The sequence below is a fragment of the Immundisolibacter sp. genome, from assembly GCF_028696615.1.
In the GTDB taxonomy this organism is placed as follows: domain Bacteria; phylum Pseudomonadota; class Gammaproteobacteria; order Immundisolibacterales; family Immundisolibacteraceae; genus Immundisolibacter.
The window spans coordinates 1-4,872 of the sequence record NZ_JAQVGQ010000203.1 but is presented as its reverse complement, the minus strand read 5'-3'; the positions used below and the strand labels follow the sequence as shown (position 1 = coordinate 4,872).

6 protein-coding genes are annotated in these 4,872 nt (G+C 69.1%); 3 read left to right on the top strand and 3 right to left on the bottom strand.

The window, feature by feature from the left end; translation table 11 throughout:
- The 3 genes from PHC73_RS11595 to PHC73_RS11585 all read right to left on the bottom strand — a co-directional run.
- On the bottom strand, positions 1 to 739 hold a 739-nt coding region (locus PHC73_RS11595; RefSeq protein ID WP_300128313.1), incomplete at its 3' end, for an alpha/beta fold hydrolase.
- Between the two features lie 26 nt (positions 740 to 765).
- Positions 766 to 1,788 carry an ABC transporter permease gene (locus tag PHC73_RS11590; protein ID WP_300128310.1) on the bottom strand — a complete coding sequence of 341 codons (1,023 nt, stop codon included), beginning with the start codon at positions 1,786 to 1,788 and terminating at the stop codon, positions 766 to 768.
- A 20-nt stretch (positions 1,789 to 1,808) separates the two neighbouring features.
- Complete coding sequence (locus tag PHC73_RS11585) at positions 1,809 to 2,690, bottom strand: ATP-binding cassette domain-containing protein (RefSeq protein WP_300128307.1); 882 nt, start codon at positions 2,688 to 2,690, stop codon at positions 1,809 to 1,811.
- Between the two features lie 89 nt (positions 2,691 to 2,779).
- Here PHC73_RS11585 and PHC73_RS11580 point away from each other — a divergent pair, with 89 nt between their 5' ends.
- From PHC73_RS11580 to PHC73_RS11570, 3 genes are all read left to right on the top strand, one after another.
- Positions 2,780 to 2,971, top strand: coding sequence for a YdcH family protein (locus PHC73_RS11580; protein WP_300128304.1), 192 nt, complete (start codon positions 2,780 to 2,782; stop codon positions 2,969 to 2,971).
- A gap of 215 nt (positions 2,972 to 3,186) precedes the next feature.
- The gene (locus PHC73_RS11575; RefSeq protein WP_300128301.1) at positions 3,187 to 4,527 is read left to right on the top strand and encodes an aromatic ring-hydroxylating dioxygenase subunit alpha; all 1,341 of its coding nucleotides are present in this window, start codon (positions 3,187 to 3,189) and stop codon (positions 4,525 to 4,527) included.
- Between the two features lie 52 nt (positions 4,528 to 4,579).
- Positions 4,580 to 4,872: SDR family NAD(P)-dependent oxidoreductase (locus PHC73_RS11570; protein WP_300128298.1), on the top strand; the 293-nt coding region annotated here is incomplete at its 3' end.

Below are 4,872 nucleotides of genomic sequence, written 5' to 3'. Positions count from 1 at the left end.
ATGGGCGACTCGACCGGCGCATGTCGCCGGCAAGGCGCGGGGCTTCATCCTTCCACACCGGGTAGGGTTCGAGCGGGTCGTGCTCGCCCCAGATGATCAGCGTGGGCGCGGTGACTAACGGCAGGCGCCGCATCAATAAATACCTTGCCCGCAGCGTCGGGTTTTCCTGCTGCGCGAGCAGCGGGTCGAGACTTTCGAGCGCGCCCGGTGCGTTGGCGGCGGCGGCGAAGCCGTCCACCAACCGCGCGAAGTCGGCATCCGCCACGCGCGCCGGCTCGTGCAGCCAGCCGCGCAGCAGCGCCTCGATCTGCCCGCGTGACGGAATGGCCGTGGCGCGGATGCCCGCCGCCGGCTGCACGTTGAGCCCGGCCGAGCACAGCGCCACCAGGCGCGCCACGCGCTGCGGGCTCTCGTAGGCCAGCAGGTTGCCGACCCAGCCGCCCAGGCTGTGGCCGACCACGTGTACGCGAGCGAGCCCCAGCCGGTCCATGAACTCGCGCAGTTGCTCCACGATCAGTTCGAAGGTCGGCCCGGCCTCGACGCGCCGCGTGCCGAGCCCAAACCCGAGCAGGTCCGGCGCCAGCACGCGGAACTGGCCGGCCAGGTGCGCAATCAGCAGGTCGAAGCCGTTCGCGCTGCTCGCCATGCCCATGCCGTGCAGCAGCAGCACGGGCGGGCCGTCGCCGGCTTCCAGATAGCGGCTCTGGCCGCAGGTGAGGTCGATTCGCCGCTCGTGCACCTCCATCGCCTGCCCCCGTTGGTCGTTCAGTCCGCCCGCCAGCGGAAAATGCGCGCGCCGATGGCCAGAAACACCAGCGTCATGGCGGCCAGCGTCAGCAATTGCGGGGCGAGTTCCACCCAACCCGCGCCGTCCAGCATCACCGCCCGCGCGCCGCCGACCAGGTGCGTCAGCGGGAACAGCTGCGCCAGTTGCTGCAGCCAGGGCTGCGTACCTTCCATGGAGAACCATACGCCGGACAGCAGCATCATCGGCCAGGACAGGACATTGAGGATGCCGCCGGCCAGCTCCTCGCTGGTCACGAAGGCTGCCACCACGAAGCCCATGGCGATCATGGCGAGTGCGCCGAGCGTGGTGACCGTGGCCAGCAGGACATACGAGCCTTCCATGCGAAAGCCGATCACCCAGTCGGTGCCCACGTACACCACCAGCGTGATGCCCATGATCAGCAGCAAGCGCGAGGTGAGCTGCGCCAGGATGAACTCGATCGGCCGCACCGGCGTGGCGTTCAGACGCTTCAGAAAGCCGCTCTTGCGGTAACGCACCACCACGTAGCCGACGCCCCACAGGCACGAGAACATCATGTTCATGCCGAGGATGCCCGGCAGCAGGAAGTCGATGTAGCGGATGGGCTTGCCGGGCACGGTGCCGGCCGTGAGCGACGGCCCGCCGGCGGCGGCGAGCAGACGCTCCAGCACGTAGCCCTTGGGCGATTCGGGATTGACCCAATAACGCGCCGGCTGGCGCAGATCGATCAGCATGTCCAGCCGATGACGGCCCACCTTGGCGACGGCTGCGTCCTCGCCGTCGGCCGGCAGCGCAAAGAAATCCGTGTAGCGCGTGGTGAGGAACGGGTGCGCGCTCACCTGCACCGGATCGCCGGCGCCGATCACCGCCACCTTGAACAGCGCCCGCGGCGGGCCGCCGAAGATGATCGCAAGCCCCGCCACCAGCACCAGCGGGAACAGCAGGTTCCAGCCGAGCGAGGCGCGGTCGCGCAGGAACTCCATGTTGCGGGCATGGGTGAGAGCAAGGTAACGGCGCAGCACGATGCGGGCTCCGGCTTGATTCAGGCGCGCAGCTCGCGGCCGGTCAGTTCGAGGAACAGGTCTTCCAGCGTACGCTCGCGGATGCGCAACCGGCGCAGGCTGGCGCCCGCCGCTTCCAGCACGTGCAGCGCGGCCGGGATGTCGCGCGTCGACAGCTCCCACAGCTCGCCGGCATCCAGCAGCGGCAGATCAAAGCCGGCCGGCGGGGCGAAATCGGCCTTCGGCAGGGTCAGGATCACGTCCTCGAAATGCTCGGCGAGCAGCGCGTCCGGCGAGCCCTGCGCGATGATGCGGCCGCGGTCCATGATGGCGATCTCATCGCACAGCACGTAGGCCTCTTCCATGTAGTGCGTGGTCAGCAGGATGGTCTTGCCCTGCGCCCGGATGTCCTGCACCAGCTTCCAGAAGCTGCGCCGCGCCTGCGGGTCCAGACCCGTGGTCGGCTCGTCCAGGAACACGATGGCGGGATCGTTCACCAACGCGATCGCCAGCAGCAGGCGCTGGCGCTGGCCGCCGGACAGCCTGCGGTTGTCGCGCCCCAGCAGGTCCCGCAGCTGGCACAGGTCGATCAGCGTTTCGAGGTCCGCCCGGCGCGGATAAAGGTTGTGGAACAGCGTGAGCGTCTCGCGCACGGTCAGAAAGTCCTGCAGTGCGGTGGACTGGAACTGGATGCCGGCCTCGGCGCGGAACTGCGCACCCTGCACCTCGCCGCGGTACAGCACGGCGCCGGCGGTGGGGCGGCAGATGCCTTCCATCATCTCGACGGTGGTGGTCTTGCCGGCGCCGTTCGGTCCCAGCAGGCCGAAGCAGGAGCCGGCCGCGACGCTGAAGCTCACCCCCGCCACCGCCCGCACGCCGGGGTATTCCTTGACCAGATCACGGACTTCGAGGATGGCGCTCATGCGTTCCGGGCGGTGGGGACTGGACGGCCCCGCAGCGCGGGTTTAGCGTGTCGGGGCCGGCGCGATTATTACCGAACGGAGGATGACGGATGACAGAGCCCCGCCTGAACGGAACCGCCACGCTGGACGAGCTGCGCCGGGAGCATCGGCTGCTGGATGCAAAGATCGATCACATCGAAAACGGGCCGGGCCTGGCCTCGCCGCAACTGAAAGAACTCAAACGCCGGCGCCTGGAGCTGCGCGACCGGATCGCGCGCCTGGAACGCGCCGCCGGCGGCTGAGAGCGTGTGAATTTTTCAAGCTCTCAGGCCGGCCAGGGATGGCCGGACGCGAATCGAGCCCTTGAGGGCTCGATTCGCGTGAGCCCGTCCGGGCGTGTACCGGACGGGCGACGCAAGAAATGCGCAGGACCCGCATTGCTTCACAACCCCTGAGCCCGGCCGCGTCATCACCGGCGAGCGGGCCGCCAGAGCCCACCGCCCCGAGGAGAACACGCATGAACACACCCACCGAGCTGGCGCGCGCGCTCACGCCGGCCAGTTACCTGCTCGACGACCCGGCGCGGCCGTTTGCCGTGGACCGACGCATCTTTACCGATCCTGCGCTGTTCCAGCTCGAGCTCGAACACATCTTCGAGGGCAGCTGGCTGTATCTGGCGCACGACAGCCAGCTGCCGCGTGCGGGCGATTGGTTCACGCTCACCATGGGTCGCCAGCCGGTGGTGCTGATGCGCGGCCAGGACGGGCGAATCCGCGGCTTCGTCAACGCCTGCCCGCACCGCGGCGCGCAGCTGTGCCGCACGCAGCGCGGCAACGCCAAGTTTTTGACCTGTCCCTATCACGGCTGGGTGTTCGACAGCGCCGGCCGCAACGTGGACATCAAGGACCACGAAACCGGCGCCTACCCGCCGTCGTTCGAACAGCTGAACCATGACCTCAAACCCCTGCCGCGGCTCGAGAACTACCGCGGCTTCCTGTTCGGCTCGCTCAAGGCCGACGTGCCGACGCTGCGCGAGCATCTGGCCGCCGCGGCCGGCGTCATCGACGCCCTGGTCGACCAGTCGCCGGACGGGCTCGAGGTGCTGCGCGGCAGCTCCACCTACACCTTTCGCGGCAACTGGAAGGTGCATGCCGAAAACGGCCTCGACGGCTACCACGTGAGCACCGTGCACGCCAATTTCATCAGCATGATCGGCCGGCGCCTCGCCGAGAAAGGTGGCAAGGCGCTTGGCTCGATCGCCGACGACCGCATCCTGCAACTCGAAAGCGGCGCCTACGATCTTGGCAGCGGCCACATCCTGGCCTGGTCCGACGTGGCGCAACCCGAGGTGCGGCCGCTGGCCCGCCAGCGTGAGCGCCTGACGCGGCAGTTCGGCGCCGGCAAGGCGTCCTGGATGATCGACCGCATGCGCAACCTGCTGCTGTTCCCGAACGTCTACCTCATGGACCAGACCTCGACGCAGATTCGCGTGTTCCGGCCGCTGGCGCCGGACCTGACCGAAGTGCGCATTTACTGCCTGGCGCCGCGCGGCGAGCCGGCCGAAGCGCGACGGCTGCGCCTTCGTCAGTACGAGGACTTCTTCAACGCCAGCGGCATGGCGACGCCGGACGACCTGCGTGAGTTCGAGGCCAGCCAGGAGGGTTTCGCCGCCGCCACCACCAGCGGTCCGCAGGACTACGCGCGCGGCGCCGAGCGCGCCCGGCCGGGCGCCGACGCTCCGGCGCGCGAGCTTGGCATCGAGCCTGTCCAAAGCAGCCCGAGCTTCCAGGACGAAACCCATCTGCCGGCGATTTTCCGGCAGTGGCTGCGGCTGCTGAGCACCCCGCCGCGACGCTGACCGCCCTCCTCCCTACAATCGACACCCCCGTGCCCACTCATAAGGATCGGTCATGCCCGGCATGCTTCACGACAAGGTCATCATCGTCACCGGCGGCGGTGGCGCCATCGGCGGCGGCATCGCGCGCCTGGCCGCCGCCCAGGGCGCGCGGGTGGTAGTCAACGACATCGGCGGCTCGGTGGGCGGCGATGGCGTCGATGCCGGCCCGGCGCAGCGCATGGTGGACGAGATCCACGCCGCCGGCGGGCAGGCCGTGGCCAGCACCGCGAGCGTGGCGTCCTGGGACGGCGCCCAGGCCATCGTGCAGACGGCGCTCGACGCTTTCGTACGGGTGGATGGCGTGGT

Excerpts from the sequence above, each read along its gene's own strand:
- PHC73_RS11580 (WP_300128304.1), top strand. The coding sequence starts at position 2,780 with ATGACAGAGCCCCGCCTGAACGGAACCGCCACGCTGGACGAGCTGCGC.
- PHC73_RS11575 (WP_300128301.1), top strand. The coding sequence starts at position 3,187 with ATGAACACACCCACCGAGCTGGCGCGCGCGCTCACGCCGGCCAGTTAC.
- PHC73_RS11585 (WP_300128307.1), bottom strand. The coding sequence starts at position 2,690 with ATGAGCGCCATCCTCGAAGTCCGTGATCTGGTCAAGGAATACCCCGGC.